Source organism: Pseudonocardia alaniniphila (genome assembly GCF_022524485.1).
Taxonomy (GTDB): domain Bacteria; phylum Actinomycetota; class Actinomycetes; order Mycobacteriales; family Pseudonocardiaceae; genus Pseudonocardia; species Pseudonocardia alaniniphila.
In genome coordinates this window covers 288,987-314,461 of the sequence record NZ_JAKXMK010000007.1, presented here as the reverse complement: position 1 = coordinate 314,461, position 25,475 = coordinate 288,987, and the positions used below count along the sequence as shown (strand labels likewise).

At 70.7% G+C, this 25,475-nt stretch carries 20 protein-coding genes and 2 tRNA genes; 10 read left to right on the top strand and 12 right to left on the bottom strand.

The features are described from left to right. Positions 1-18 precede the first annotated feature (18 nt). Positions 19-2,349 carry an RNA degradosome polyphosphate kinase gene (locus MMF94_RS09865; protein ID WP_241036041.1) on the top strand — a complete coding sequence of 777 codons (2,331 nt, stop codon included), beginning with the start codon at positions 19-21 and terminating at the stop codon, positions 2,347-2,349. A gap of 70 nt (positions 2,350-2,419) precedes the next feature. Next, positions 2,420-3,358, top strand: a complete 939-nt coding sequence (locus MMF94_RS09860) for an NUDIX hydrolase (RefSeq protein ID WP_241036000.1) — start codon at positions 2,420-2,422, stop codon at positions 3,356-3,358. Between the two features lie 18 nt (positions 3,359-3,376). Here MMF94_RS09860 and MMF94_RS43305 read toward each other — a convergent pair whose 3' ends face one another. From MMF94_RS43305 to leuC, 4 genes are all read right to left on the bottom strand, one after another. Beyond that, positions 3,377-3,877, bottom strand: coding sequence for an HU family DNA-binding protein (locus tag MMF94_RS43305; RefSeq protein WP_277398685.1), 501 nt, complete (start codon positions 3,875-3,877; stop codon positions 3,377-3,379). 113 nt (positions 3,878-3,990) lie between these two features. Continuing rightward, complete coding sequence (locus MMF94_RS09850; RefSeq protein ID WP_241035999.1) at positions 3,991-5,163, bottom strand: S1 family peptidase; 1,173 nt, start codon at positions 5,161-5,163, stop codon at positions 3,991-3,993. A gap of 189 nt (positions 5,164-5,352) precedes the next feature. Further along, on the bottom strand, positions 5,353-5,946 hold the full coding sequence (gene leuD, locus MMF94_RS09845) for a 3-isopropylmalate dehydratase small subunit (protein WP_241035998.1): 594 nt from the start codon (positions 5,944-5,946) through the stop codon (positions 5,353-5,355). Further along, positions 5,946-7,358, bottom strand: coding sequence for a 3-isopropylmalate dehydratase large subunit (gene leuC / locus MMF94_RS09840; protein ID WP_241035997.1), 1,413 nt, complete (start codon positions 7,356-7,358; stop codon positions 5,946-5,948). The genes leuD and leuC overlap by 1 nt, the downstream gene beginning before the upstream one ends. A gap of 54 nt (positions 7,359-7,412) precedes the next feature. Between leuC and MMF94_RS09835 the strand changes: the two genes are divergently transcribed. Together MMF94_RS09835 and MMF94_RS09830 are read left to right on the top strand one after the other, a co-directional pair. Further along, positions 7,413-8,114, top strand: a complete 702-nt coding sequence (locus MMF94_RS09835) for an IclR family transcriptional regulator (RefSeq protein WP_241035996.1) — start codon at positions 7,413-7,415, stop codon at positions 8,112-8,114. 158 nt (positions 8,115-8,272) lie between these two features. Further along, a complete protein-coding gene (locus MMF94_RS09830) occupies positions 8,273-10,159 on the top strand; it encodes an Hsp70 family protein (RefSeq protein ID WP_241036040.1) in 1,887 nt (628 codons plus the stop codon). Between the two features lie 257 nt (positions 10,160-10,416). Here MMF94_RS09830 and MMF94_RS09825 read toward each other — a convergent pair. The 3 genes from MMF94_RS09825 to gltX form a co-directional block, all read right to left on the bottom strand. Beyond that, positions 10,417-10,489, bottom strand: a tRNA-Glu gene (locus MMF94_RS09825). Between the two features lie 45 nt (positions 10,490-10,534). Beyond that, positions 10,535-10,606: transfer RNA gene (locus MMF94_RS09820), tRNA-Gln, on the bottom strand. Positions 10,607-10,671: 65 nt separating this feature from the next. Next, positions 10,672-12,183 (bottom strand): glutamate--tRNA ligase, encoded by a 1,512-nt coding sequence (gene gltX / locus MMF94_RS09815; protein ID WP_241035995.1) that lies wholly within the window; start codon positions 12,181-12,183, stop codon positions 10,672-10,674. A 66-nt stretch (positions 12,184-12,249) separates the two neighbouring features. Between gltX and MMF94_RS09810 the strand changes: the two genes are divergently transcribed. Beyond that, positions 12,250-13,566: an FAD-dependent oxidoreductase gene (locus MMF94_RS09810; RefSeq protein WP_241035994.1), complete on the top strand. Its 1,317-nt coding sequence runs from the start codon at positions 12,250-12,252 to the stop codon at positions 13,564-13,566. Between the two features lie 8 nt (positions 13,567-13,574). Here the strand turns inward: MMF94_RS09810 and MMF94_RS09805 are convergent, their stop codons facing one another. Together MMF94_RS09805 and cimA are read right to left on the bottom strand one after the other, a co-directional pair. Continuing rightward, on the bottom strand, positions 13,575-14,351 hold the full coding sequence (locus MMF94_RS09805; RefSeq protein ID WP_241035993.1) for a GNAT family N-acetyltransferase: 777 nt from the start codon (positions 14,349-14,351) through the stop codon (positions 13,575-13,577). Between the two features lie 14 nt (positions 14,352-14,365). Then, entirely contained in the window at positions 14,366-16,006 is a 1,641-nt protein-coding gene (cimA, locus tag MMF94_RS09800; RefSeq protein ID WP_241035992.1) for a citramalate synthase, read from the bottom strand. Positions 16,007-16,252: 246 nt separating this feature from the next. Here cimA and MMF94_RS09795 point away from each other — a divergent pair, with 246 nt between their 5' ends. Continuing rightward, complete coding sequence (locus MMF94_RS09795; protein ID WP_241035991.1) at positions 16,253-16,615, top strand: EthD family reductase; 363 nt, start codon at positions 16,253-16,255, stop codon at positions 16,613-16,615. 37 nt (positions 16,616-16,652) lie between these two features. Here the strand turns inward: MMF94_RS09795 and MMF94_RS09790 are convergent, their stop codons facing one another. Both MMF94_RS09790 and serA read right to left on the bottom strand, forming a co-directional pair. Next, positions 16,653-17,699: a 3-isopropylmalate dehydrogenase gene (locus MMF94_RS09790; RefSeq protein WP_241035990.1), complete on the bottom strand. Its 1,047-nt coding sequence runs from the start codon at positions 17,697-17,699 to the stop codon at positions 16,653-16,655. Positions 17,700-18,367: 668 nt separating this feature from the next. Further along, the gene (gene serA / locus MMF94_RS09785) at positions 18,368-19,975 is read right to left on the bottom strand and encodes a phosphoglycerate dehydrogenase (RefSeq protein WP_241035989.1); all 1,608 of its coding nucleotides are present in this window, start codon (positions 19,973-19,975) and stop codon (positions 18,368-18,370) included. Between the two features lie 281 nt (positions 19,976-20,256). Between serA and MMF94_RS09780 the strand changes: the two genes are divergently transcribed. From MMF94_RS09780 to MMF94_RS09765, 4 genes are all read left to right on the top strand, one after another. Beyond that, the gene (locus tag MMF94_RS09780) at positions 20,257-20,694 is read left to right on the top strand and encodes a MarR family winged helix-turn-helix transcriptional regulator (RefSeq protein ID WP_241035988.1); all 438 of its coding nucleotides are present in this window, start codon (positions 20,257-20,259) and stop codon (positions 20,692-20,694) included. Between the two features lie 74 nt (positions 20,695-20,768). After that, on the top strand, positions 20,769-21,248 hold the full coding sequence (locus MMF94_RS09775) for a hypothetical protein (protein ID WP_241035987.1): 480 nt from the start codon (positions 20,769-20,771) through the stop codon (positions 21,246-21,248). Positions 21,249-21,695: 447 nt separating this feature from the next. Beyond that, a complete protein-coding gene (locus tag MMF94_RS09770; RefSeq protein WP_241035986.1) occupies positions 21,696-22,433 on the top strand; it encodes an IPT/TIG domain-containing protein in 738 nt (245 codons plus the stop codon). A 415-nt stretch (positions 22,434-22,848) separates the two neighbouring features. Next, entirely contained in the window at positions 22,849-24,375 is a 1,527-nt protein-coding gene (locus tag MMF94_RS09765) for an IPT/TIG domain-containing protein (RefSeq protein WP_241035985.1), read from the top strand. 73 nt (positions 24,376-24,448) lie between these two features. Here MMF94_RS09765 and ilvC read toward each other — a convergent pair whose 3' ends face one another. Further along, positions 24,449-25,453, bottom strand: a complete 1,005-nt coding sequence (gene ilvC / locus MMF94_RS09760) for a ketol-acid reductoisomerase (RefSeq protein ID WP_241035984.1) — start codon at positions 25,451-25,453, stop codon at positions 24,449-24,451. Between the last annotated feature and the right edge of the window lie 22 nt (positions 25,454-25,475).

Here is a 25,475-nt window from a genome sequence, read left to right as displayed (position 1 = left end):
CCCGGCCCCGAGGACCAGATGCCCGCCCGGCAGGGCACGCGCGGGCGACGGTCCCCGCGGCCGTCGACCCGTCGGGTGCATGCGGCGAGCCGCCCTGTGAGCAGCACGACGGTGCCCGTCCGCCGCGAGGAACCGGACACGGACTCACGGAGTAGGAGCGACCGGCGGCCTGGCCCTGCGGCCCCCGCCACCGCCACGGTTCCGGACGTCACCGGCACAGCCGCCGCCGTGCCGGTGAGTCCGCCTGCACGCACCATCGCCCCGGCGTCGAGCCTGCCCGAAGATCGCTACCTCAACCGCGAGCTGTCCTGGCTGGACTTCAACGCCAGGGTGCTCGCCCTCGCCGAGGACCCCAGCCAGCCGCTGCTAGAGCGGGCCAAGTTCCTCGCGATCTTCGCGTCCAACCTCGACGAGTTCTACATGGTCCGGGTGGCCGGGCTGAAGCGCCGCGACGAGACCGGGCTCGCCGTCCGCAGCGCCGACGGCCTCTCCCCCCGTGAGCAGCTCGCCAGGATCGCGGCCCGCACGCAGGCGATCGCCGAGGCGCACGCACGCGTCTTCCTCGACCAGGTGCGCCCCGAACTGGCGGCCGAGGGCATCCGCATCCTGCGCTGGGGCGACCTGACCGACGACCAGCGGATCAGGCTCTCGGCATACTTCTCGGCCCAGGTGTTCCCGGTGCTCACCCCGCTGGCCGTCGACCCGGCCCATCCGTTCCCCTACATCTCCGGGCTGTCGCTGAACCTCGCCGTCACCGTGCGCGACCCCGAGGGCCGTACCGAGCGGTTCGCCAGGGTCAAGGTGCCCAACAACGTCCCGCGGCTGGTGCGCGTGCGCACCGACGACGACACGATCACGTTCCTTCCGCTCGAGGACCTCATCTCAGCCCATCTCGGTGAGCTGTTCACCGGCATGGAGCTCGCCGAGGTCCACGCCTTCCGCGTCACCCGCAACGCCGACGTGGAGGTCGAGGAGGACCGCGACGAGGACCTCCTGCAGTCACTGGAGCGCGAGCTCGCCAGGCGCAGGTTCGGGCCGCCGGTGCGCCTCGAGGTCACCGACACGATGAGCGAGCACGTGCTGGAGCTGCTGCTGCGCGAGCTGGACGTCGACCCCGCCGACGTCGTCACCGTGCCCGGGCTGCTCGACCTCACCTCGCTGTGGGCGGTGCACGGGGTCGACCGCCCGGATCTGAAGGACGACCCTTTTGTCCCGGCCACGCACCCGGCCTTCGCTGACCGGGAGACCCCACGCAGCGTGTTCGCCACCCTGCGCGAGGGTGACGTGCTCGTCCACCATCCCTACGACTCGTTCTCCACGAGCGTGCAGCGGTTCATCGAGCAGGCGGCGTCCGACCCGAACGTCCTCGCCATCAAGCAGACCCTCTACCGCACCTCCGGCGACTCCCCGATCGTCGACGCCCTGATCGACGCCGCCGCGGCCGGCAAGCAGGTGGTCGCGCTGGTGGAGATCAAGGCGCGGTTCGACGAGCAGGCCAACATCCGCTGGGCACGCGAGCTGGAGAAGGCGGGCGTGCATGTCGTCTACGGGCTCGTCGGCCTGAAGACGCACTGCAAGACCTCGCTCGTGGTGCGGCAGGAGGGGTCGACGATCCGGCGCTACTGCCACATCGGCACCGGCAACTACAACCCGAAGACCGCCCGGCTCTACGAGGACCTGGGCGTGCTCACGGCCGATCCGACGATCGGTGCCGACCTCACCGACCTGTTCAACTCGCTCACCGGCTACTCCCACCAGACGTCCTACCGGAGCCTGCTGGTGGCGCCCTACGGCGTTCGCCGCGGCATCGTCCGCCGGATCGAGGACGAGATCGAGGCCCACCGCGAGGGCAACCCCGCCGCCCGGATCCGGATCAAGGTCAACTCACTGGTCGACGAGCAGGTGATCGACGCGCTCTACCGCGCGTCGCTGGCCGGCGTTCCGGTGGACGTGGTGGTGCGCGGCATCTGCGCGATCCGGCCGGATCGCCCTGGGCTGTCGGAGAACATCCACGTCCGGTCGATCCTCGGCCGGTTCCTGGAGCACTCGCGGGTGTTCCACTTCGGGGCGGCCGACGAGTACTGGATCGGCAGCGCCGACATGATGCACCGCAACCTCGACCGTCGGGTCGAAGTGCTGTTGCGGGTGGCCGACCCGAGGTTGGCGAGCAGGCTCGGCCTGATGCTCGACTCCTGCCTCGACCCGGCCACCCGGTGCTGGACGCTGCACGCCGACGGATCGTGGGAGCCGTCGCCGCCGCCGGAATCCGGGGTGTCACCGGTGCGCGACCACCAGGCGGAGATGATGCTGCTGCACGCCGGCGTAGGCGCGGCGGCCGACGACGAATGAGCGAGCTTGCGCGCGAATCGGTGTCACAGCGCCTTCGCGAAGCACCGGCCGAGCGCAGCGAGGGCGAGCGATGAACGGGGTTTTCCGGTCCGGGCCTCCGCAGGCCACCGCAGACACGAACAACGCCGACGTGCTGGCCGCGGGAACGGTGCTGTGGCGGCCCGGTACCCGCGGCCCCGAGCTGGGGCTCGTACACCGGCCGCGCTACGACGACTGGTCGTTTCCGAAGGGCAAGCTCGACGCGGGCGAGACCATGCCGTTCGCCGCGGTCCGGGAGGTGGCCGAGGAGACGGGAGAGCGCGTCCGTCTCGGGCCGGCACTCGGCGACGTGCACTATCCCGTGGCCGAGGGCCAGAAGCTGGTGCGGTACTGGGGCGCGGAGGCCCTCGGCGGCGAGTTCGTGCCGGGCGAGGAAACCGACGAGCTGCGGTGGGTCAACATCCAGCGCGCCGCCGACATGCTGTCCTACCGGCACGACCTCGAGGTGCTGCAGCGGTTCGCGGAGGTGGGCGTCCCCAGCTCGATGGTGCTGCTCGTGCGGCATGCCAAGGCCGGCAGCCGTGGCGACTGGAACGGCGACGACGACCTGCGGCCGCTGTCGGGAACGGGCCGGGAGCAGGTCCGCCGGCTGACCGGGCTGCTGACGCTGTTCGGACCGGAGCGCGTCATCAGCGCGCCCCTGGTGCGCTGCCGGGACTCGGTGGCACCGCTCGCCGAGACGCTCGGGGTTCCCGTCCTCGACGAGCCGCTGCTCGGTGAGCACGCCTTCTACCGCGACATCGCCGCCGGGCTCGCCCGATTCCGGGAGCTGGCCAAGGAGCCCGGCGTCACGGTCGTGTGCAGCCAGGGTGGTGTGATCCCCGACATCGTGGCGGCACTCGCCACCGACTCGGCCCTCTCCGTGGACCCTGAGGACGTCCCGGCCAAGAAGGGCAGCACCTGGGCGCTGACGTTCTGCAGGGACGCCGAGCTGTGCACCGCCGACTACTACCCGCGCCCCACCGGATGACCACGCACGCGGCGCCGCCTACTTCTTCTTGCCCTTGCGGGGCTTGCCGTCCTTCGCCTTCGCCGCCTTCTTTCCCCCCTTCGCCGCCTTGTCGATCTTGTCGGCCTTGTCGAGCTTGTCGGCCATCCGATCGTCCTGCTTCGCCTTCTCGGGTTTGCCGGGCTTCTCCAGGGCGTCGACCTGCTCGGTCACGACGACCGCGGGTGCCAGGGCCGCCGCAGCGGTGCGTGGGGAGGTCTGCGGCTCGACGCCGCTGACGGCCGTGCGGAACGCCGTGCCCGGACGGAACGCCGGCACCGTGGTGGCCGGGACGTTCACGGTCTCGCCGGTGCGCGGGTTACGGGCGACGCGGGCGGCCCGGGCGCGGCTGGTGAACACACCGAACCCGGTGAGCGAGACCGAATCACCTGAGCGCACGGCGTCCACAATGGTCTCGAGTAGGCCGTCGACAGCACCCGCCGCGGTGCGCCGATCCCCGAGCCGTTCCGCGAGTACATCCACGAGTTGGGTTTTGTTCATCCGACCAACGTAGATCGCGCGCCGCGCCGATGGCATATGACCTGGCCGAACGCGTCGCGAGTCACTGCGGAACCGGCGTGCCGGTTCCGCAGTGACGGGATGGACGGCCGTCTCTACGAGTGTTCGGGAATCGACACACTGTCCGAGTAGTACGAGACCGAACCCCCTGCGTTACCGGCCTCGATCGAACACAGGACGTCGCGTCCGGACAGATCGGCGGGCACGGTCAGCGTCGGAGCGGTCTGGCCGTCGATCGGAACGAAGAAGAGGAACCCGGTGGGGGTGTTCCACGCCTCCTTGGGCGTGGTCGTGTCGATCTCGCCACGCGACCAGCTGTACTCGAGCGTCGCGGGCTCGCCGCCCTCCCATCCCGGTGTCGCGCAGGTGATCGTCGAGCCCACGGCGAGCTTCCCGGTCACCGTGACGTCCTCGGCGGGCGACGGCTCGAAGACGGGGTGGGGCTGCGTGATCCAGTCCCGCAACCCCGCCACGTCGGCGAACGCCGCTGCGGTGCCGGCCGCGCACATCTGGTCGGTCACCTCGCCACTGAAACTCGTCACTCCGACGACGACCGCGCGCCCGTCCGCAATCTCGACGAGCGGGCCGCCGCTGTCGCCGGGGCAGATCGCCGGCCCGTCCGGTTGCGGCGCCTGAGCGCACACCACCGTCTCGTCGCTGCCCGAGGGCGTGTGGAGCCGGCTCGCACAGTCCTGCGCCGAGATCAGGTCGAGATCAGCCCTCAGCAGCTCATCGCTGCTGGACGGCGGCGGCATCGCGGGGTCCGTCGACGGCGCCGCCGTGATGCCGTGCCCGTACGCCGTCAGCGTGGCGCCGGGCGACGGTGTCTCGTCCGCCACCGCCAAGGGCTCCGCGCCGGGCACGGGCTCGGCCAGGCCGATGATCGCGACGTCGGCCACCGCGCTCGACTTGGTGAAGCTCGTCGGATCGGCAGGCGAGGGAACCTGCTTGTACTCGGGGTGCACGGCGACACCCGCGATCGGAAGGATCCGGCCGGGATCGCGTGACAGCACCGACGCGCCCAGATGGACCTCGACCCGCCGGGGATCCCCCTCCGCCACGCAGTGCGCCGCGGTCAGCACCCGGTCCGGCGCGATCAATGCCCCGCCGCAGAACGTGCGCTGCGCCAATGGCTCGTCACCGGGGCGTGCGAGCGTCACCATCCACGGCGCGTCAGCGGCATCGGGCACCGGGGTGCCACCGGTGATCGCCTGTGCCGGCGCCGCGGACAGGACGACCGCCACGGCCGCCCCCAGCGAGCCGAGCACTCCCGCTCGCGCCCACCGTCGCCCTGAACTTCCCCACGCCATCGGATTCCCCCCGATTTCCACGGTCATCGACGGGAAATGACGCTACGGCGCGCGTCGCAGTGTTGATCTCGGTCGAAAGTACGACTGCCTGGGCCGCATCCTCGCCTTTTCGACCGAACGCCGGACGAAAAGGCGCGAATGCCCGGATCAGACCTGGGCCGTGGTGGGCAGGTGGCCGGGCCGGGCCGCTTCGAAGGCCGTGATGTCGTCGGCGTGGCGCAGCGTGAGGCCGATGTCGTCGAGGCCTTCACGCAGGCGCCAGCGCGTGTACTCGTCGATCTCGAACGGGACGACGAGCTCGTCCGCCCGCACCGTCTTCTCCACCAGGTCGACGGTCACCTCGGTGCCGGGGGCGTTCTCCAGCAGCTTCCACAGCAGCTCGACGTCGGGCTGCGCCACCTGCGCCGCCACGAGCCCCGCCTTTGCCGAGTTGCCACGGAAGATGTCGCCGAACCGGGACGAGATGACGGCCCGGAACCCGAAGTCCATGAGCGCCCATACGGCGTGCTCCCGGGAGGAGCCCGTGCCGAAGTCCTGCCCGGCCACGAGCACGGACCCGCGCGTGAACGGCTCGACGTTCAGGATGAAGTCCGGCTGCTGGCGCCAGGCCTCGAACAGCGCGTCCTCGAAGCCCGTGCGCGTGACGCGCTTGAGGTGCACCGCGGGGATGATCTGGTCGGTGTCGACGTTGGACCGGCGCAGGGGCACGCCGATGCCGGTGTGGGTGCTGAACGGTTCCATCAGTCCAGGTCCTCCGGGGAGCTCAGGGTGCCGCGCACCGCGGTGGCCGCGGCGACGAGCGGGGACACGAGGTGGGTGCGGCCGCCCTTGCCCTGGCGGCCCTCGAAGTTGCGGTTCGAGGTGGACGCGCTGCGCTCGCCCGGCGCCAGCTGGTCGGGGTTCATGCCCAGGCACATCGAGCAGCCCGCGGAGCGCCACTCGGCGCCTGCCTCGGCGAAGATGTCGCTGAGCCCCTCGTCCTCGGCCTGGAAGCGCACGCGCATCGAGCCCGGGACCACCAGCATCCGGACACCGTCGGCCACCTTCCGGCCCTTCATCACGGCGGCGGCGGCGCGCAGGTCCTCGATGCGCCCGTTGGTGCAGGAGCCGACGAACACGGTGTCGACGGCCACCTCGCGCAGCGGGGTGCCCGCCTCCAGACCCATGTAGGCGAGCGCCTTCTCGGCCGACGCGCGCTCCTGCTCGTCCACGATGCGGGACGGGTCGGGCACGTTCTCCGAGAGCGGGAGCCCCTGGCCGGGGTTGGTGCCCCAGGTGACGAACGGCGTGAGCGCGTCGGCGTCGATGAACACCTCGGAGTCGAACGTGGCGTCGTCGTCGGTGCGGAGCGCATTCCACGACGCGACGGCCTCGTCCCATGCCTCGCCCTTCGGGGCGCGGTCGCGGCCCTTCAGGTAGGCGTACGTGGTGTCGTCCGGGGCGATCATGCCGGCCCGGGCGCCGGCCTCGATCGACATGTTGCAGATCGTCATCCGGGCCTCCATCGAGAGGTTCTCGATGACGTTGCCGCGGTACTCGAGCACATAGCCCTGCCCGCCGCCGGTGCCGATCTGGGCGATCATCGCGAGCACGATGTCCTTGCTGGTGACACCCTCCCGCAGCCGGCCGTCGGCCGAGTTGACGTTGATCGCCATCGTGCGGAACGGCTTCAGCGGCAGCGACTGGGTGGCCAGTACGTGCTCCACCTCTGACGTGCCGATTCCGAAGGCCAGCGCCCCGAACGCGCCGTGGGTGGACGTGTGGCTGTCGCCGCAGACGACGGTCATGCCCGGCTGCGTGAGCCCGAGCTGGGGACCGACGACGTGCACGATGCCCTGCTCGGCGTGGTTCATCGGGTAGAGGGGCACGCCGAACTCGGCGCAGTTCTTGCGAAGCGTCTCCACCTGGGTGCGCGACACCGGGTCGGCGATCGGGAGCTCGACGTCGGCGGTGGGAACGTTGTGGTCCTCGGTGGCGACCGTGAGGTCGGGACGGCGAACGCCGCGGTCGGAGAGCCGGAGCCCGTCGAACGCCTGGGGACTCGTCACCTCGTGGACGAGGTGGAGGTCGATGTAGAGGAGGTCGGGCTCGTCACCCTCGCCACGTCGGACGACATGCCTTTCCCAAACCTTCTCCGCCAGCGTGCGTCCCATAACCATCCCATCCTCCGCTGGACGTCCCATATATCGGGACGTTAATATCGTCCCGTGAGACAGCTTAGCGGCGTCGGAGTTCTGGACAAGGCCGTGGGGGTTCTCCGGGCCGCAGCTGCCGAGCCTTGCGGGCTGGCCGAACTGTGTCAGCGCACCGGTCTGCCCCGCGCCACGGCGCATCGACTCGCCGTGGGCCTCGAGGTCCACGGCCTCCTGCACCGCGGCGCCGACGGCCGCTGGCGCCCCGGGCCCACGCTCGCCGAACTGTCGGCAGGCGGTGTCGACCCACTGCTCGAAGCCGCGGCGGCCGTGCTGCCCCGGCTCCGCGACATCACCGGCGAGAGCGTGCAGCTCTACCGCCGCGACGGCGCCCAGCGCGTCTGCGTCGCTTCCGCGGAGCCTGCCAGCGGGCTGCGCGACACCGTTCCCGTCGGCACCCGGATGCCGATGACCGCCGGTTCCGGGGCAAAGGTGCTGGCAGCCTGGGCCGAGCCCACGGTGCAACGCGCCGTGCTGGCCGACGCCATGTTCGGCGAGCGAGTGCTCGTCGACGTCCGAAGACGCGGCTGGGCACAGAGCGTTGCCGAGCGCGAGTCCGGCGTCGCGAGCGTGTCGGCTCCCGTCCGCGACAGCTCTGGCCAGGTCATCGCAGCGGTCTCGGTGTCGGGTCCGGTCGATCGGATCGGCCGGCGTCCGGGCGTCCGATGGGCAGCTGATCTACTGGCAGCCGCGGAGGCTCTGCAGCACCGCCTGTGACACCCAGTTGCCTAACCGCGACACTCGGTTGCGGCGCGGGCGGTATGTCGCATTGCGATGTATACCCGCCCGATCGGTCCCCGGCGTGGCGCGGCTAACGTGACCGACGCTCTGCTCGATGGGCACAGAGAGTCGTACGGACACGAAAACGGGTGACGATGAGTTATCTGCTCGGCATCGATGTGGGCACGACCCGCACCGCAGCCGCCATCGGACGGTCGGGGGCCCGCCCGAGCGATACGGAGATCGTCAATCTCGGCGACCGTTCCAGTGCCGTGCCCTCCGTCCTCTACATAGGCGACGACGGGTCGGTGGTCGTCGGCGAAGCGGCCGAACGCCGGGCCGTGAGCAGCCCCGACCACGTGGTGCGCGAGTTCAAGCGCCGGATCGGCGATCCCACGCCGATCCTCGTCGCCGGCAGGCCGTGGGCACCGGAGGAGCTCTCGGCCCGCCTCGTGCGCTGGGTCGTCGACCGCGCGGCTCAGCGTGAGGGCGGGCCCGCGATGCGGGTCGCCGTCGCCCATCCCGCGTCGTGGGGTTCCCACAAGAAAGATCGGCTGGGCGCTGCAGTCGCAGCCCAGGGCGTGCCCATCACGTTCATCGCGGAGCCCCAGGCCGCCGCGCTGCACTACGCGGCGGGCGAGCGCGTGGAGCCGGGCTCCACGATCGCCGTGTACGACCTGGGCGGAGGCACCTTCGACGCCGCCGTCGTCCACAAGGACGACCACGGGTTCACGCTGCTCGGCCGCCCCGAGGGCATCGAGCGCCTCGGCGGCATCGACTTCGACGAGGTTGTGTTCGAGCACGTCCGCCAGGGGCTCCCCGAGGCGTTCGACGGGCTCGACGAGACCGACCCGGCCGTACTGTCGGCCGTTGCTGCGGTGCGGCGTGAGTGCACCGAGGCCAAGGAAGCGCTGAGCAGCGACACCGAGGTCTCGATCCAGGTCATGACGCCCGCCGGGCAAGGCTCGGTACGGCTGCACCGCAGCGAGTTCGAAGCCATGATCCGACCGCGCGTCGAGGAGACGGTCGACGCCCTGCGCCGAGCAGTCGGCTCGGCCGGTCTGGCACCGGCACAGCTGTCGGCCGTGCTGCTCGTCGGGGGGTCCTCGCGCATCCCGCTCGTCGGCCAGCTCGTCTCCGAGCAGCTGGGCCGACCGGTCGCGGTGGACGCCGACCCGAAGAACGCGATCGCCATGGGCGCCGCGCTGTCGCTGCGTCCCCCGTCCGGCAGCGGCGCGATGCCGCAGGTGTCGCCCGCGCGCCCCGGGCCCGCAGGCCAGCCGATGGGCGCCGCGGCGCTCGCCGGCGCAGGCGCCCCGATGGGCACGGGCGCCACCCCGCCGATCGGCGTCGGCTCCTCGTCCTACCCACCTCGGCCGGGCTACGGCGAAGCCGCGGCGGCAGCCGCCCCGGCCCCCACCCAGTGGATGTCGGGCTCCCGCAACGGCCCGATGCCCCCGGCGCCCTCCTACCCCGAGCGCCCGCAGCTCGACCCGGACGACGGTCGCGACTTCATCGAGTACGCCGACCGTCCCCGCGGCCCGTCGGCCGCCCGGCTGGTGACCATCGGCGGGATCGCCGCCGCGATCGCCGTGGTCGCGGCGATCGCGCTGTGGCCCACCGGTGGGTCGGTGCCGCTCGAGCCCGACGTCACGAGCAGTGACCCGCCCATCTCCGCGGTGACGGATCCCGGCGAGGCCACGCCCGAGCCGGAGCAAGAACCGGACACGGACCCGGCCGATCATGGTCGGCCGGGCTCACAGCCCGCGCCCGGAGACTCGCGTCCCCCCGACCAGCCGGTCCCGACGACGAAGCCCGCACCCACCACCGATCCGGTGGAGCCCACTACGACCCCGAGCCGGCCGACTTCCACCACCACGAACCCAACGACGACCAGGCCGACTCCCACCACGACCCCGCCGACGACCACGACGCAACCGACCAGCCCGCCGCCCTCGGTCGGTGCTTCGGGGTCATCAGCGTCGACACCCGCGGTGGCCGCCGGGAGCGGGCAAGGTCGTGGCGGGCACGGCGTGAGCTGAGCTCGGCGAGACGCCGAGAACTGCGGCTCGCACACCGGGCACGGCTCGGTCCCGATGATCAGGGCGGAAGGCACCTGATCATCGGGACCGAGTCGTGCCCGCACGCGTTACGCCTGCGACGGCGACCATCCGCCGGCAGAGTCGACCTCGTGTGGCGGGTCAGCCGGAACCCTGGGGCGACTGAGCCTGAGGCCGCCCGGTCGAATACTGAATGCGAAAAGGCCCGTTCCGGAGAACCGGAACGGGCCTTTTCGGTGTAGCCCCGACGGGATTTGAACCCGCGCTACCGCCTTGAGAGGGCGGCGTCCTAGGCCGCTAGACGACGGGGCCGTGGAAACGCTATTAGCTTATCAGACCACTTCTGGTGCGTTTCCGCTGGGGTACCAGGACTCGAACCTAGACTAACTGAACCAGAATCAGTCGTGCTGCCAATTACACCATACCCCAAGAGTTCAGGATCAACCGGCCCCTCTACTGCGGGAGCCGGTCTCGCCTGCCCTGCGTGGAGTACTCTAGCCGAGGCCTCCAGCCCGCTCCAAACCGGCCCTCAGCCGGGCGAGTGATCGTTCCCGGCCCAGCAGCTCCATCGATTCGTACAGCGGCGGGGACACCGTACGGCCGCTCACAGCCACCCTGACGGGCGCGAACGCCTTGCGCGGCTTGAGTCCCAGCCCGTCGATGAGAGCCGACTTCAGCGCCGTCTCGATGTGCTCGGTCGACCAGTCGTCGACGCCGTTCAGGCCGGTCAGGGCCGCTTCGAGCACCGGGGCCGCGTCGGCGCCGAGATTCTTCTCCGCAGCCTCGACCTCGGGGACGAAGCCCTCTTCCGGCACGAACAGGAACCGGAGCATGCGGGCCGCATCGGACAGCACGACGCTGCGCTCCTGCACCAGGGGCGCAGCCGCGGCCAGCAGCTCACGCTGCTCCTCGGTGATCGTGCCCTCGATCACACCTTCGTCAACGAGGTAGGGCTCGACCCGCCGTGCGAACTCGTCAACGGGCAGCGCCCGCAGATGAGCCGCATTGATGGCCTCGGCCTTCTTCAGGTCGAAACGAGCGGCGTTGCTGGACACCCGCGATATGTCGAAGGCGGCGACCATCTCGTCGATCGTGAACACGTCGCGGTCCTCGGCAATCGACCAGCCGAGCAGGGCCAGGTAATTGAGCAGGCCCTCGCGGATGAATCCGCGCTCCCGGTAGAGGAACAGGTTCGACTCGGGATCGCGCTTGGAGAGCTTGCGGTTGCCCTCTCCGGTGACGAGCGGGAGATGCCCGTAGCGGAACGGTCCTGTGCCGATTCCGACGCGCTGAAGCGCCTCGAGCAGCGCGATCTGCCGCGGTGTGGAGGAGAGCAGGTCCTCCCCGCGCAGCACGTCGGTGATGCCCATGAGCGCGTCGTCGAGCGGGTTGGTGAGCGGGTAGAGCGGGGTGCCGTCGCCGCGGGCGAGCACGAAGTCGGACACGGTGCCCGCCCGGAAGGTGACGTCGCCTCGCACCAGGTCGGTGAAGGTGATGTCCCGGTCGGGCATCCGCAGCCGGTACACGGGCGCGCGCCCCTCGGCCCGGAACGCGGCGCGCTGCTCATCGGTGAGGTCGCGGTCGGCGTTGTCGTAGCCGAGTTTCGGGTCGCGGCCTGCTGCGCGGTGGCGGGCCTCGATCTCGTCGGCCCGCGAGTACGACTCGTAGACCTCTCCCCCGTCGATCAGCCGTTGCAGCGCGTCGGCGTAGACAGGACCGCGCTCGCTCTGCCGGTACGGGGCGTGCGGGCCGCCGACCTCGGGACCCTCGTCCCAGTCGAGCCCGAGCCACCGCAGGGCGTCGAGCAGCGCCGCGTAGGACTCGTCCGAGTCGCGGCTGGCGTCGGTGTCCTCGATCCGGAACACGAAGGTGCCGCCGTGATGGCGGGCGTGCACCCAGTTGAACAGCGCGGTGCGGATGAGACCGACATGGGGGGTGCCCGTCGGCGACGGGCTGAACCGGACCCGGACGCCGGCCGGCCGGGATTCGCTCGCAGGCTCACTCATGATGTGGCCAAGCCTATCCGGGCAGATGCCTGGCCTTCCCGGCCCGCTGCGCCTAGAATTCAACACATGTTGAGAAACGAGCGCACGACCTGCCTCGTCGTCGGTGGCGGCCCTGCCGGGCTGGTCCTCGGTCTACTCATCGCTCGGGCCGGGGTCGAGGTCACGGTTCTGGAGAAGCACCCCGACTTCCTGCGTGACTTCCGCGGCGACACCGTGCACGCATCCACCCTTACCCTGCTCGACGAGCTGGGCCTCGGGCAGCGGTTCGCGGCCCTGCCCCAGCAGCGGATCAACCGCATGCAGGTGCAGCTGGACGGCTGCAGCGCGCAGGTGGCCGACCTGCGCCGGCTCCCCGGCGCCCACCAGCACATCGCGATGGTGCCGCAGTGGGACTTCCTCGATCTCGTCGCCGACGCGGCGGAGGCCGAGCCCACCTTCACGCTTCGACGCAACGCCGAGGTCGTGGATCTGCTCTACGACGGCGGCCGTGTGGCCGGCGTGCGCTACCGCGACCGCACCGACGGCACCGAACACCAGATCCGGGCAGGCCTCACCATCGGCTGCGACGGGCGGGCGTCCGCGGTCCGGGCAGCGGCCGGGATGCGGCCGCGCTCGTTCGGCGTGCCGATGGACGTGTGGTGGTTCCGGCTGCCGCGCCACGCAGGCGATCCCGACGGCGGCGTCGGCCGTGTCGGCACCGGCGAGTTCGCGGTGATGATCGACCGCGGCGACTACTGGCAGTGCGCGTACCTGATCCGCAAGGGCAGCGACGCGGAGATGCGGGCGGCCGGGATCGCGCAGTTCCGCGCCCGGATCGCAGGGCTGCTGCCGTGGCTGAGCGACCGGATGGACACGCTCACGTCGTTCGACGACGTGAAGCTGCTCGACGTCAAGCTCGACAGGCTGCGCCGCTGGTACCGCGACGGCCTGCTGCTGATCGGCGACGCGGCACACGCGATGTCACCGGTCGGCGGGGTGGGCATCAACCTCGCCGTGGCCGACGCGGTGGCCACAGCCCGGCTGCTCGCGCCCGCGCTGCGCTCCGGCGGCATCGTGCCCCCTGCCCTGCTGCGCCGGGTCCAGCTCCGCCGCTGGTGGGCCACCGCGCTCATCCAGGGCGCCCAACGCGCGGCACACCGCGGGATCCTCGGCGAGCGCGTCGCTCAGCCCACCGACGGCCCGCCGCAGTCACAGGCGACGTCCGGCATGTTCGACCGCGACGGAGACGCCACTCCGGCCGCCGGCAGCGAGGTTCCGTTCCCGCTGAGCATGTTGCAGCGTTTCCCGGCACTGCAGGGTGTGCCGGCCCGGCTCATCGCGATCGGTCCATTGCCGGAGCACGCGCCGGAGTGGGCACGGCGCTCGCCGCAGCCCGCTGCCTGAAGGACCTGTCAGGCGGCTTCCGCCATTCCGCACTCGCCCACCCGCCGGAAGCCCACGCGCTCATAGACGCGGGTGGCGGCCTCGTCGCCCGCGGCGAGGAACACCACCTCCGCACCTGCGTCCCGGGCGGCGCCTGCCAGCAGCGCCGTGACGGCGGCGCCGAGCCCCTGGCCGCGCGCGGCCGCAACGGTGCCGATCCCGACCAGCTCGACCACGTTCCCGACCCGTTGCACCGATCCCGCAGCGACCGGTCCGCGCGGGCCCGTGACCAGCGCTCGCGCGATCGCCCCTGCCGCGAGGTCGGCCTGTAGCTCGGCAAGGGCGGCGCCGACCGGTGGCCCGGGAGGCGGGGCCTTGAAGGCAGCGGCCGCAACGGTCATCACGGCGTGCGCTGCCGCCTGGAGATCACCGTCGGCCGGTCCGAGCAGGCGGGCCGAGTAGCCGGGCGGGAGCGAGGGGGCGATCGGGTCGCTGTTCAGCACGAGCAGCGGGCAGATCGTCACCGGCAGACCCGCATCGCGGGCTGCGTCGGCCATCGACGGGGTCGTGTCGGCGACCCACTCGAACGCCTCCGGCACGCGCAGCGACCGCTGGCGTGCCCGCACCCGCTCGATGTCCTCAGCGGTGACCGGCGGGCCACCGGGGATCGGGCGCGCGTAGAACGGCCAGCCGGATCCCGCGCGGTTGCGGACGAAGAGGCGCAACGGACCGTCGTCGGCCGCCATGGCCCAGTGCCGCGGGACCTCGTCGCAGAACCGGTCGATCCTCCGCAGCACGTCGTCCACGCGCTGATCCTGCCCTAGGAGCGTGCTCCCACGGAGACGGGAGCACGCAGCGCCGCGTACGCCAGCGCGTCGACGAGAGCGAGCCAGGACGCCTCGACGACGTTGCTGTGCACCCCCACCGTGGTCCACGAGCCCGCGTGTCCGGTGGACTCGAGCAGCACCCGCGTCACCGCGTCGGTGCCGTAGCTCTGCGACCGGCCCGTGGTGAGGATGCGGACCTTGTAGTCGGACAGCTCCACGTCCGAGAGCCACGGGCACGTCGGCGTGAGCGCGGCCCGCAGCGCCGCGTCGAGCGCGTTGACCGGCCCGTTCCCTTCCGCGGTGGCGATGAGCCGCTCGCCGTCGGCCAGGACGACCCGTACCGTCGCCTCGGCGATCACGTTGCCGTCGGCGCCGTGCTCGACGATCACGCGATAGGACTCGAGGGCGAACGGCACCGGCTCCGTGCCGCCCACTGCGGAGCGCATGAGCAACTCCAGGGAGGCGTCGGCGGCCTCGAACGACCACCCCTGCGCCTCTCGATCCTTCACGGTCGCGACGAGCGATGACACCGCCTCGGGGTGGCCGGCCAGGTCCAGGCCGAGCTCAGCACCCTTGAGCTCGACGCTGGCCCGGCCGGCCATCTCGGTGACCAGCACCCGCTGCCCGTTGCCGACAACCGCAGGGTCCATGTGGTTGTACAGCTCCGGGTCCACCTTGATCGCACTCGCGTGCAGGCCCGCCTTGTGAGCGAACGCTGACGTCCCGACGTAGGCCTGGTGGGTATCGGGAGCGATGTTGGCGATCTCCGCCAACGCGTGCGAGGTGCGGGTCAGCTCGCCGAACGCGCCGTCCGGTAGGACGGGCATGTCCAGCTTGGTCACCAGGTTCCCGACGACGGCGAACAGGTCGGCATTGCCCGTCCGCTCGCCGTAGCCGTTCGCGGTGCACTGCACGTGCGTCGCGCCGGCCTGTACCGCGGTGACCGAGTTGGCCACCGCGGAGCCCGTGTCGTCCTGGCAGTGGATCCCGAGGCGGAAACCGGTGCGCCCGGCCACCTCGGTCACCACCTCGGCGATGCCCATCGGGAGCATGCCGCCGTTCGTGTCGCACAGCACCGCGACGTCCGCACCCGCGCCGACCGCGGCGTCCAGCACCCGCAGCGCCGTGTCCGGGTCGAAGCGGTAGCCGTCGAAGAAGTGCTCGGCGTCGAGGAACACCCGGCGGCCTTCGCCACGGAGGAACGCCACCGTGTCGGCCACCATCGCGCAGTTCTCGGCCACGTCGGTGCGCAGGGCGCGCTCGATGTGGCGGCGGTCCGACTTCGCCACCAGCGTGACGACCGGCGCCGCGCTGTCCAGAAGGGCCCTGACCTGCGGGTCCGCCGCAGCTGTCGTCCCGGCCCGACGGGTCGAGCCGAACGCCACGAGCACCGCGTGCCGCAGTTCGAGCTCACCCGCAGCGGCGCGGGCGAAGAACTCGGTGTCCTTCGGCAGTGCGCCCGGCCAGCCCCCTTCGATGAACCCCACCCCGAGCGCGTCCAGATGCCGGGCGACGGCCAGCTTGTCAGCGATGGAGTAGCTGATGCCCTCGCGCTGAGCGCCATCGCGCAACGTCGTGTCGTAGACGTGGAACGCGTCTCCGAGCGGGGTTCCGGCCGGTTCTGTGCGGGACATCCGGGGGCTCCTGGAAGTGGGTCGGACGTGATCAGGGATTCATCGGGCAACAAAAAAGACCCCCCGCGAATGCGAGAGGTCTGCGCGTCGGCTGTGGTGCTGGTTAGCCGACGCGCCTGTCGATAATGATCACGTAGAGGTGCTGCACGTCGACGAGTGTTGCACGGCGCTTCCGGAGACGTCACACCGCGTTCCCAGATCGTGGGAGAGACGGTGTTCACACGGTGGTGCGTCGGCTAGGGATTGATGTCGAGCCCGTCAGCACAGGCAGGCGGGCCGATCACGAGAGGGCCGACGATGCTCCAGCTCACCGCGCTCTACAACCACCCCGAGGACAAAGACGCTTTCGACCGGCACTACGACGACGTGCACGCCCCGCTCGCCATGAAGATGCCCGGCCTGCGCCGGTTCACGGCGGCCAGGCCCGTGCCGGACGCGGACGGGAACACCCCGCCCTACCACCTCGTCGCCGTGCTCGAGTTCGACGACGAGGCGGCCCTGGGCAGCGCGATGAGCAGCCCCGAGGGTCAGGCAGCGGTGGCGGACCTGGCCAACTTCGCGGGTGCGGGCGTGACCATGCTGACCTCGAAGGGCCAGACGCTCGTCTGACCCGAGCCCCGCTCGCCTCGGCCCCGGCCGGACCGCCTCAGCTCGTGGACGGGGCCGCGGCGTGCGAGCTCACGAGCGCGGCGAGGCGGTCGCCGATCGACTGCGTGTGGCCGGTGGCGCTGTGGTCGCGGGTGGCGAGATCGAACGCCACCGCGGCCTCGATGCGGCGGGCCGCGTCTCGGTTGCCGAGGTGGTCGAGCAGCAGCGCCACGGACAGCACGGCGGCGGTGGGGTCGGCGATGCCCTGCCCGGCGATGTCGGGAGCGCTGCCGTGCACCGGCTCGAACATGCTCGGGTTGCGCCGGCTCACGTCGAGGTTGCCGCTCGCGGCGAGCCCGATGCCACCGGTCACGGCGGCGGCCAGGTCGGTGAGGATGTCGCCGAAGAGGTTGTCGGTGACGATCACGTCGAACCGGCCGGGATCGGTGACCAGGTGGATCGTGGTGGCGTCGATGTGCTGGTAGGCCACGCTGACCTCGGGGTGCTCGAGCGAGACCTCCTCCACCAGCCGCGACCACAGGCGCCCGGAGTAGCTCAGCACGTTGGTCTTGTGCACGAGCGTGAGGTGCTTGCGCGTGCGGCGGGCCGCGCGGGCGAAGGCGTCGCGGACCACGCGCTCCACACCGAAGGCCGTGTTCACGCTGACCTCGGTGGCGATCTCGTTCGGGGTGTCCTTGCGCAGCAGGCCGCCGGTGCCGACGTAGGGACCCTCGGTGCCCTCACGCACCACCAGCAGGTCGATCTCGTTGTTGGACGCCAGCGGGCCGCGCACGCCCGGGTAGAGCCGAGCGGGACGCAGGTTCACGTGGTGGTCGAGCTCGAACCGCAGCCGCAGCAGGAGCCCACGCTCGAGGATGCCGCTCGGCACGGACGGGTCGCCCACGGCGCCGAGCAGGATCGCATCGTGTGCCTGCAGCTCCGTGAGGACGGACTCCGGCAGCAGCTCGCCCGTGGAATGCCAGCGGGCGGCGCCCAGGTCGTAGGTCGTGGTCTCCGCGTTGGGCTCGACCTCGCCAAGGACCTTCAGCGCCTCGTCGATGACCTCCGGCCCGATGCCGTCTCCGGGAATGACCGCAAGGCGCATTACCGATGTCCTCTCTCCAGTTGGCCCGAGAGCAGCCGGGGGCACGTTACCCGCTGCTACGGGACCGCTATGCTTTCCGCCATCCGATCGGGGTCACCCCATAGGGTGGAACTGATGCGGAAGCGATGTCGCCGGAACCACTCCCGACGCGACACGCCCCCATGCGGGCCATTCTGCCCCGCCCAGATGCTGGGCATCGCGCAACCCCCGGACGCAGCCGCCGGTCACGTCGGCACTGTCACTGCCCCGGTCGTGTTGTCGCAGGTCAGAGAGCTTCACCCGTTCGCCCATGAGGAACTGCTCGCTGCCATCACGAGCGTGCCGCGGCCCCGCCGCGTCGAGCGCTGCTGATTCCCACCGGAGCCGCTACCGGCGCCGCACGCAGCTACGGCGGCGAACTGCCGGCGGACAGGCCTCGACACCCTGACGGTGCTGCCCGGCCTGCCGCGGGTGCCGTCTTCGGGGAGGTCGGCAAGGGTTTGCCGGACACCGGGCGGACGCCGGGAGCGGCTGTGACCCGCCGCGGTTCGCGGTTGCGAAGCCGCGGCGGGGAACAGTTCGACGCTCGCCGCTGGTGACCGATCAGGCGCCGGGGCGCCACCGGATCCGATGAGACCGATCGCCGCACGGGCGACCGGTCGTCACGGTCCGAGGCTGACCTGGAGGGGTCAGTCGCTCTCGAAGGAGATCAGCCGCGTGGTGCGCGCGCCCACCGAGGCGCCGATCGGCTCCAGCACGCCGGGGTCGACCGGGCGGTCGACACGCAGCAGCATGATCGCGTCGGTGCCGTCGGTGGTCTGGCTGATCTGGGCTGCCTCGATGTTGACGGCGGCCTCGCCGAGGAGCGAGCCGACCCGCCCCATCACGCCGGGACGGTCGGCGTACTCCAGGAGCAGCACGTCGCCCTCGGCCCGCAGGTCGAAGTGGCGGCCGTTGACCTCGACGAGCTTCTCCACCTGGGAGCGCCCGGTGAGCGTGCCGGACACCGTGACCGCGGCACCGTCGGGCATGGCGGCGCGCAGCTGCACGACGCTGCGGTGGTTCTCACTCTCCGGTGCGGTGGTCACCTCGACCTCCACACCGCGCTCCGCGGCGATGCTCGGCACGTTGACGAACGTGACCTGGTCCTCGACGACGTGGGTGAAGACGCCCCGCAGCGCGGCGAGCGCCAGCACGGAGACGTCCTCGGACGCCAGCTCACCGGCGACGTCCACCGTGACCGAGCTGGGCAGCCGGCCCGCGACGGCGTGCAGCACCGTGCCGAGCTTCTGCGTGAGCGGCAGCCACGGCCGGACCTCCTCGCCGACCACGCCGCGGACCTGCACGTTGACCGCGTCCGGCACGAACTCACCGGCCAGCGCCAGCTGCACGGAGCGGGCGACGTCGGTGCCCGCCCGGTCCTGCGCCTCGTCGGTGGACGCACCCAGGTGCGGGGTGACGACCACCTGCGGCAGCTCGAACAGCGGGCTCGAGGTGGTGGGCTCGGTGACGTACACGTCGATGCCCGCCGCGCCGACGTGACCGCTGCGCACGGCATCGGCCAGGGCGTCCTCGTCGACCAGGCCGCCGCGCGCGGCGTTGACGATGATCACGCCAGGCTTCGTGATCGCGAGCTGGTCCTTGCCGATGAGCCCGAGCGTCTCGGCGGTCTTCGGCAGGTGGATCGAGATGGCGTCGGCGCGCCGCAGCAGCTCCTCGAGGCTCGCGAGCTCGATACCGAGCTGCGCCGCGCGGGCCGGCGCGACGTAGGGGTCGTAGGCGATCAGCTCGACACCGAACGCGGCGAGGCGCTGGGCCACGAGCTGGCCGATCTTGCCCAGGCCGACGATGCCGACGAGCTTGCCGTTGAGTTCGACGCCGGTGTATGAGCTGCGCTTCCACTGCCCGGCACGCAGGCTCGCGTCGGCAGCGGGGATCCGCCGGGCGGCGGCCAGCAGCAGCGCGACGGCGTGCTCGGCGGCGGAGACGATGTTGGACGTGGGCGCGTTGACGACCATGACGCCACGGGCGGTGGCGGCAGGGACGTCCACATTGTCCAGTCCGACGCCGGCCCTGGCCACGACCTTGAGTCGGCTGGAGGCGGCGAGCGCTTCGGCGTCGACCTTGGTGGCCGAACGCACGAGGAGCGCGTCGGCGCCGGCGATGGCACTCAGCAGCGCGGGGCGATCGGTGCCGTCCACGCTGCGGATCTCGACCTCTTCGCCCAGACACGCGATCGCGGACGGCGCGAGCTTCTCGGCGATCAGGACGACGGGGCGGGTGGCTGCGGTGCTCACGGCGGTTGTGTGCTCCCCGAATCGACGGCTGGGACGCTCCCGATGGTAGATGCGGCACGGTGCCCAGGGCGCTGCGGCGTGGGCCGCGCAACAGGATGAACGGGGGAACGTCTCACTCGTCCGGTCCTACCGATGGAGCAATCGAGTCGGTCACCAGACACGAACGGGTGGATCTCGCGGCGCGCGATCGTCCGTTCTGCGCCGCGCCTCGAACCCGCAGCGAGCAGTCCGGGCTGCACAGCGTCACGACCGGGCCCGGAGCGGTGCTGAAGACTGGACAGGTGACCACGGAGAACGACGCCCGTCCGGCTCCGCCGCCGACCAGCACGTCGATCGTGCTGCTCACGCTGGCACACCGGATCGAGACCGAACTGGGCACCGCACTCGCGCCGCTCGGACTGACGGTCAGCAGGCTCGGACTCCTCGGGCACATCGCCGGGGTGCCCGGGGCATCGTTCAGCGATCTGTCGCGGATGTCGGGGATCAGCGTCCAGAGCATCCACGCAGCCGTGAAGACGCTGGCAGGCGCGGGGCTCGTGCGGGACAACACCGCGCGCGCCGGAGCCGCTTCCACCATCGAGCTCACGCCTGCGGGCTCCCGGCTGCTCGAGCAGGCGATGACCGCAGTGTCCGACGTGGACGGCCGGTTGTTCGGCGCCGACGCCGACCCCATCCTCCGACAGGTCGGCGACGCCGTGCGCGCCGCGTTCGGAGACTGATCCCGGCCACAGCTTCAGCCTCCCTGAAGCTCCTGCTAGCCTTCAGGAAAGCTGAAGGTGATCTGGGGGGATCGATGGAAGGTCTACTGCTGTCGGTACACGTGCTCGCCGGCATCGTCTTCGTCGGGGGGTCGGCCGTCGCCACGAGCCTCTTCCCGCGCTACGCGCCCGTCCTCGCGTCGGTCGGCGCAGGAGCGACGGCAGGCGAGAGCGCGCCAGAGGGTTCGGACGAGCGCAGCCGCGCCGTCGCACTCGCACTGCACCGCATCACACGCGTCTACGGCATCTTCGGGATCGTGGTCCCCGCCGTGGGAATCGCACTCGCCATCGCGCAAGGCCGCATGGGAGAGATCTGGATCATGATCTCCATGGTCCTCACCGCGGCCGCGGGACTGCTGCTGGCACTGCAGATCTACCCACGGCAACGCGACGCGCTCGCCGCTCCGGACGACGGCACGCGGCTGCGCAAGCTGAGCATGACCGCCGGGATCTACAACCTGCTGTGGGCGATCGTCGTCGTGCTGATGATCGTGCGCCCGGGCGCCTACGCCTGACGCGACACCCGGCCGGCCACCGCGGAGCGCGATTTGCGCGAGCATCCGCACGATCGGCCGAAACGAATCGTGCCGTTGCATGAAACTGCGCCACCTCGCTTGAAACGGGTTCCTACTGTTTCGCCGACAAAATGTCAGGCACATTTGCCAGGACGCCAGCACAGGCGGTGATCGAAACTTTCCCCGAGGCCGCCCAGCTGCCCGCGGCTACGCCGTTCGGCTGAACACCCCCGAACCGTGCGTGCATGGAAATGATCACCTTGCGCCGAATAGATGTATTCTGCCGGGCTCCTTCATAGTGCTTGATTCACCCGGTAGAGTTTCGCCTGCCGCAGACAGGACTGTCTCAAGACCCGGCGGCGACTCCCGTCTCGTCGCCCAATTCTCGAGGCACGTTCTCCCATTCGGCGAATTCCCAATCCCAGAGGTTGAAGCGAGGGTTTTGTCATGCCCATTTCCCCCAACCAGGGCTCCAGTGCCGGAGGCACGGCCGTGGTGATCACCGGTACCAATCTCGCGAATGCGAGCGCGGTCCGATTCGGCGCGAACCTGGGGACGATCACGGCGAACACGCCGACCCAGATCAACGTGACCAGCCCGGCCGGTCACGGCGTCGTGGGCGTCACCGTCACCACTCCGGGCGGCACCAGTAATCCGCTGTCCTACTTCTACCTCGAGCCGCCGGCCAAGTTCGCCCTCAGCCCCACCTCGGGCGTCGAGGCGGGGGGCAACTCGGTCACCATCACCGGTTCCAACCTGAACGGGGCGACCTCGGTGACCTTCGGGGCCAACGCCGGGACCATCACCGCCAACAACTCCGGCTCGATCGTGGTGACGGTTCCGGCCGGCACCGGCTCGGTGCCGGTCACGGTGGTGACGCCCGGCGGCAGCACCAACGGCCTGTCCTACGAGTACGTGGTCGCACCGACCGTCGCGACCATCGACCCCGACTCGGGCCCGACGGCCGGCGGAACGGGCGTCACCATCACCGGCACCGGTCTCACGACCACCAGCTCGGTGACGTTCGGCGGCACGCCTGCCAGCTTCGTCGTCATCTCCCCGACGGAGGTCAGCGCGACCACACCGGCCGGGGCCGCCGGGGCGGTTGACGTGGTCGTGACGACCACGGGCGGCAGCGCCACGCTGGAGGACGGTTTCACCTACGTCGCCGGACCTGGCATCTGAGGTACCTGATGAATCGAGGGGACGCCGCACACATCGGCGGCCCCTCGATTCATCACCCTCGGCCGCTCGGTGCATCGCGCCGATTCCGACTGATCGACCCCGTTGTGCACGAATAGAACACCCGCCGACGGCCCGCCGGGGCCCGGCGCTCCTTCCGCCGCACCGCCCGAGGCCGCGGCGATTTCAGCAAGAATGCACACCGACCGCCCATCGACAGGGAAGGTGCTCGCGCAAATATTCAAATAGGAAGTGCTCTGGTCGGCTCCGCGCCGTCGCCACCGCCGCGGCGCGCGGTCGACGCATGCCCACCATGCCTCATAGCGATAAGCAGCAAGCACACGAATCGTGGGAGAAAAGGAATCGTGACCAGCGCAACCATGGTGCCTTCGGGCGCCGTCAGCCCAGTGAGGCAGCCATGCCTACGGTATTGACTGTCGTCCCGTCAATCGTCCCCACCACCGGTGGCACCGTCGTCACGATCACCGGCACCGGATTCATCGGCGCCACCGCCGTCAGCTTCGGCGGCACGCCTGCCACCACGTTCACGGTCAACTCCGACACCCAGATCACCGCCACCACGCCCGCGCGCGCCGCGGGCATCGCCGGCGTCACCGTGACCGGGCCCACCGGCACCAGCAACGCCGTGAACATCATCTACCAGGGCACCACCACGCCGCCCGTCATCAACAGCATCGCCCCGGCGACAGGTCCCACCACCGGTGGCACCGTCGTCACGATCACCGGCTCCGGGTTCACCGGCGCCACCGCGGTGAGCTTCGGCGGAACGCCGGCCACCACCTTCACGGTCAACTCCGCCACCCAGATCACCGCCACCACACCCGCACACGCCGCAGGCACCGTCGCGGTCACGGTCACGGGGCCCACCGGCACCAGCAACCCGGTGAACTTCGTCTACCAGGCGCCCGCCGCGCCCGTGATCACCAGCATCGTCCCATCTGCCGGCCCCACCACCGGTGGAACGATCGTGACGATCACCGGCTCCGGGTTCACCGGCGCCACCGCGGTGAGCTTCGGTGGAACACCGGCCACCACGTTCACGGTCAACTCCGCCACCCAGATCACCGCCACCGCACCTGCACACGCGGCGGGTGTCGTCCAGGTGACGGTGACCGGGCCCGGTGGCACGAGCAACCCCGCGAACTTCGCCTACCAGGCGCCCGCGGGCCCGATCGTGTCCAGCGTCGTGCCGTCGTCCGGACCCACCACCGGTGGAACGGTCGTGACGATCACCGGCTCGGGGTTCACCGGCGCCACCGCGGTGACCTTCGGCGGAACACCGGCCACCAGCTTCATGGTCAACTCCGCCACTCAGATCACCGCGACCACGCCGGTGCACGCAGCCGGCACGGCTCCCGTCGTGGTCACCACACCAAGCGGAAGCAGCAACAACAACGTGGCGTTCTTCTACCTGAACGCTCCTGTGATCACGCAGCTGTCCCCTGATCAAGGGCCCGCTTCAGGTGGCACAGTCGTGACGATCACCGGTACCGGGTTCACGGGGGCCACCTCGGTGACCTTCGGTGGCACACTCGCCACCGCGTTCACCGTGGACTCGGACACCCAGATCACGGCTACTGCGCCGGCGCACGCGCCCGGCACGGCCGACGTCGTCGTCACGGCCCCGGGCGGCACGAGCACCGGTGCTCCGTACGCCTATGTTGCTGCTCCTGTGATCACCGCGTTGGCGCCGACCGCAGGCCCGCAGGCCGGTGGGACCTCGGTGACGATCAGCGGTTCCGGCCTGACCTTCACGAGCGCGGTGCAGTTCGGCGCTGCACCCGCTGCGTTCACGGTGCTGTCCGACAGCCAGATCGTTGCGACAGCACCAGCGGGTACAGGCACTGTCCAGGTGACGGTCACGACGCCGGGCGGCACCAGCAACGGGCTGCCGTACGAGTACGTGCCACCACCGGAGATCTAACCGGAAAGCGCGAACGGCACTCTCGCACCGACCTGTCGGGCGAGAGTGCCGTTCGCGGCGCTGGGCGGGGGGCTCAGGTCGCCTTCGAGCCCACCCAGCTCATCAGGCCGCGGAGCTTCTCGCCGACCTGCTCGATCGGGTGCTCCGCCCCCTCCTTCTGGAGCCGGGTGAAGTTCGGGCGGCCTGCCTCGTCCTCGGCCACCCACTCGCTCGCGAAACGCCCGTCCTGGATCTCGGCGAGAATTTTGCGCATCTCGTCCTTCACCGCGGGCGTGATGATGCGCGGGCCGCGGGTGAGGTCGCCGTACTCGGCGGTGTCGGAGATCGAGAAGCGCTCGTTCGCGATGCCGCCCTCGTACATGAGGTCGACGATCAGCTTGAGCTCGTGCAGGCACTCGAAGTACGCGATCTCCGGCGCGTAGCCGGCCTCCGTGAGCACCTCGAAGCCGGTCTGGACGAGCGCAGCGGCGCCACCGCAGAGCACGGCCTGCTCACCGAACAGGTCGGTCTCGGTCTCCTCCTTGAACGTGGTCTCGATGACGCCCGCGCGGGCGCCGCCGATGGCCGCGGCGTAGGAGAGGGCGAGGGCCTTCGCGTTGCCGGTGGGGTCCTGCTCCACCGCGATGAGGCACGGCACGCCCTTGCCGTCGATGAACTGGCGGCGCACGAGGTGACCGGGGCCCTTCGGCGCGACCATGGCCACGTCGACATCGGCCGGGGGCTTGATCAGCTCGTAGCGGATGTTGAAGCCGTGGCCGAAGAAGATGGCGTCGCCCGGCTTCAGGTTCGGCGCGATGTCGTCGGCGTAGATGAAGCGCTGCTTGGTGTCGGGCGCCAGGATCATGATCACGTCGGCTTCGGCGGACGCCTCGGCAGGCGTGACGACCCGGAGCCCCTCGTCGGCAGCCTTCTGCCGCGACTTGGAGCCCTCCGGGAGCCCGATCCGGACGTCGACGCCGGAGTCACGCAGCGACAGGGCGTGCGCGTGGCCCTGGCTGCCGTAGCCGATCACCGCGACCTTGCGGCCCTGGATGATCGACAGATCGGCGTCGTCGTCGTAGTAGATGTTCACGGCCATGACGGGTGAAGTGTTCCTCTCG

Excerpts from the sequence above, each read along its gene's own strand:
- gltX (WP_241035995.1), bottom strand. The coding sequence starts at position 12,183 with ATGAGTGAGCCTGCGAGCGAATCCCGGCCGGCCGGCGTCCGGGTCCGG.
- ilvC (WP_241035984.1), bottom strand. The coding sequence starts at position 25,453 with ATGGCCGTGAACATCTACTACGACGACGACGCCGATCTGTCGATCATC.
- leuD (WP_241035998.1), bottom strand. The coding sequence starts at position 5,946 with ATGGAACCGTTCAGCACCCACACCGGCATCGGCGTGCCCCTGCGCCGG.
- MMF94_RS09830 (WP_241036040.1), top strand. The coding sequence starts at position 8,273 with ATGAGTTATCTGCTCGGCATCGATGTGGGCACGACCCGCACCGCAGCC.
- cimA (WP_241035992.1), bottom strand. The coding sequence starts at position 16,006 with ATGTCCCGCACAGAACCGGCCGGAACCCCGCTCGGAGACGCGTTCCAC.
- MMF94_RS09810 (WP_241035994.1), top strand. The coding sequence starts at position 12,250 with ATGTTGAGAAACGAGCGCACGACCTGCCTCGTCGTCGGTGGCGGCCCT.
- MMF94_RS09860 (WP_241036000.1), top strand. The coding sequence starts at position 2,420 with ATGAACGGGGTTTTCCGGTCCGGGCCTCCGCAGGCCACCGCAGACACG.
- MMF94_RS09790 (WP_241035990.1), bottom strand. The coding sequence starts at position 17,699 with ATGCGCCTTGCGGTCATTCCCGGAGACGGCATCGGGCCGGAGGTCATC.
- leuC (WP_241035997.1), bottom strand. The coding sequence starts at position 7,358 with ATGGGACGCACGCTGGCGGAGAAGGTTTGGGAAAGGCATGTCGTCCGA.
- MMF94_RS09865 (WP_241036041.1), top strand. The coding sequence starts at position 19 with ATGCCCGCCCGGCAGGGCACGCGCGGGCGACGGTCCCCGCGGCCGTCG.
- MMF94_RS09775 (WP_241035987.1), top strand. The coding sequence starts at position 20,769 with ATGGAAGGTCTACTGCTGTCGGTACACGTGCTCGCCGGCATCGTCTTC.
- MMF94_RS09795 (WP_241035991.1), top strand. The coding sequence starts at position 16,253 with ATGTCGAGCCCGTCAGCACAGGCAGGCGGGCCGATCACGAGAGGGCCG.
- MMF94_RS43305 (WP_277398685.1), bottom strand. The coding sequence starts at position 3,877 with ATGAACAAAACCCAACTCGTGGATGTACTCGCGGAACGGCTCGGGGAT.
- MMF94_RS09765 (WP_241035985.1), top strand. The coding sequence starts at position 22,849 with ATGCCTACGGTATTGACTGTCGTCCCGTCAATCGTCCCCACCACCGGT.
- MMF94_RS09770 (WP_241035986.1), top strand. The coding sequence starts at position 21,696 with ATGCCCATTTCCCCCAACCAGGGCTCCAGTGCCGGAGGCACGGCCGTG.